Below are 2,256 nucleotides of genomic sequence, written 5' to 3' on the forward strand. Positions count from 1 at the left end.
AGCAGCAGGCGCAGGAACGCGATGATGGCCTCGTCGGTGAGCCGCTCCCCGTCGATCTCCGCTGTGACCAGGTCGCCGATGATGTCGTTGGTGGGCGCGCGCCGGCGCTGCTCGACCTGACCGAGGAAGTAGTCGTAGAGCTCGGTCGCGGCATTGAGGCCGGCCACGATGTCGGTCGGGATCGAGATGAGGTCGAGCGACAGCCGCCGGAACAGGTCGAGATCCTCCGGCGGCAGGCCGAGCAGCGTGGCGATGATGCGGGTGGGAAATTCGAAGGTCACCGCCTTCACCAGGTCGGCGTGGCCGTCGGCCTTGATCTCGTCGACCAGGCGGTCGCAGATCGGTGCGACCACCGACGGCTCCCAGCGCGCCAGCGCGCTGGACCGAAAAGCCTTCGCCACCAGGTTGCGGTGGTCGTGGTGTTCCTTGCCGCCCATGGCCAGGATGGTGTGGCCCATCACCAGGCCGATGGTCTTGTCATAGGCCGCCGACGTGAAGGTCCGGTCGTCGCGAAACGCCTGGTGCACACCGTCGTAACCGAACAGCACCCACTCATCGGACGGGCGTAGCTCCTCGGGCAGCTGGCTCGGGTCACCCAGGGCTCCGTGCCACACCGGGTCGGTGCGCCGCATGTATTCGAAGAAGGGGTAGGGGCTGGTCTCACCGGTGAAGTCGAGCGAGACGGGCTGTCGGTCCGGGTCGGTGCTCAGCGTCATCGGCGCCCCTCCTGAAGCCAGCGGAATTTCGCTATCATAATATAGATAGCAACGAAGCCCAACGGCGCTCCGCCGCCCGCGCCACCTCGTCGTTCGCCCCCCGAAATCGCAGGTCTACCTTGAAGGTGGCTCTGTTCGCGGCCACCGGGCCCCGTCCCGACGGTCGGCCCGCACCATGCACCGGAAGACGAGAGGCTATGACGCAGACGAATGTGACGCGGCCGCAAGGCCTTAACCGCCTCGACCCGGCGCTGCGCGATGCCGCGCTCGAGCTTGGCGTGGTCGAGTTCCGCAGCGAGACGCTGGCCGACGAGCGGACCCACGCCGACCGGCTCGCCGCCGAGCGCGCTGCGGCCGCCGACACCGACGGCGTGCACATCGAGACCCGGTCGATCACCGGTCCCGGCGGCCATCAGCTGAGCCTGCGTTTCTACCGGGGGCCCGACCTGGACCGGGCGGCCGCCGGGTCACCCCTCGTCCTGTACGCCCACGGCGGCGGCTTCGTGACCGGCAACCTGGACACCGACCACGCGCACTGTGTGGAACTCGCCAGGGCCGGCGGTTGCCTGCTGGTGTCGGTGGACTACCGGCTGGCGCCCGAACAGCCCTGTCCCGCCGCGCTGGACGACGTCGAGGCGGGCCTGTACTACGCCCTGCGCAACTGCGCGGAGCTGCGCGTGGACGTCGGCCGCATCGCGGTGATGGGCCGTGACGCCGGCGCCGCCCTGGTGGCCGGGCTGAGCCAGCGCATGTTCGACGACGAGGGCCCGCAGATCCTGGTGCAGATCCTGCACCAGCCGATGCTCGACTCCGACGCGACGCAGTCGCGGCGCGAGTTCCAACGCACGCCGGGCCTCAACGGCCCCGCCGTGAGCCGCGCGTGGGGCCACTACCTGGGGCACGCCAGCGCCACCGGGCAACACGTGCCGGCGCATCGCGCCAATCTCGAAGGGCTGCCGCCGACGTTCATCGACTGCGCCGAGATCGACCCGTGCCGCGACGAAGCCATCGACTTCGCCAACCGGCTGCTGCACGCATACGTGCACACCGAATTGCACGTCATCGCAGCGGCATTCAACGGCTTCGACGCGTCCGTTCCCGGATGGGACGTCTCGCAGGAGAACTGGGCCCTGCACGCGCGCTCCCTGCGGCGTGTGTTCGCCATGTGACGCCCTATCGATTCGGCTCCGGTAGCTCTTACCGTAGCGGCCATTGCTACCATCGAAGCCGCCGGCGAACTCGACGAGAGGCAGCATGACCACACTCGACTCTCCCGAGAAACTTCTCTTCACCTCGACCACCCAGGCCTTCCTCGACAAGGAGGCACCCCTACGCCGCGTGCGGGAACTGCATGCCGCGGGAGCGTCGTTCGACCTGGCCTGGTGGCGGCGCGCCGCGGAACTCGGCTGGACCGGCCTGCTGGTCCCGGAAGAGCTGGGCGGGGGGAGCGTCTCGGAGAGCGGGCTGGCCGATCTGGCCATGGTCGCCGAGCGGCTCGGCCGGACGGTGGCGCCCGGGCCGCTCTACCCGGTGAGCGTCG

General features: G+C 69.4%; 2 protein-coding genes and 1 pseudogene. 2 read left to right on the forward strand and 1 reads right to left on the reverse strand.

Annotation, left to right across the window (positions count from 1 at the left end; all coding sequences use genetic code 11):
• Nucleotides 1–716 (reverse strand): annotated as a pseudogene (locus A5714_RS02495) (cytochrome P450); the annotation flags it as partial.
• 197 nt (nt 717–913) lie between these two features.
• On the opposite strand from A5714_RS02495, the gene A5714_RS02500 reads away from it, so the two are divergent.
• Both A5714_RS02500 and A5714_RS02505 read left to right on the forward strand, forming a co-directional pair.
• Nucleotides 914–1,885 (forward strand): alpha/beta hydrolase, encoded by a 972-nt coding sequence (locus tag A5714_RS02500; RefSeq protein WP_068282445.1) that lies wholly within the window; start codon nt 914–916, stop codon nt 1,883–1,885.
• A gap of 85 nt (nt 1,886–1,970) precedes the next feature.
• Nucleotides 1,971–2,256 (forward strand): acyl-CoA dehydrogenase family protein (locus A5714_RS02505; RefSeq protein WP_197513518.1); only part of this gene is annotated, 286 nt, incomplete at its 3' end.

This window comes from Mycobacterium sp. E2462 (assembly GCF_001672685.1).
GTDB lineage: Bacteria > Actinomycetota > Actinomycetes > Mycobacteriales > Mycobacteriaceae > Mycobacterium.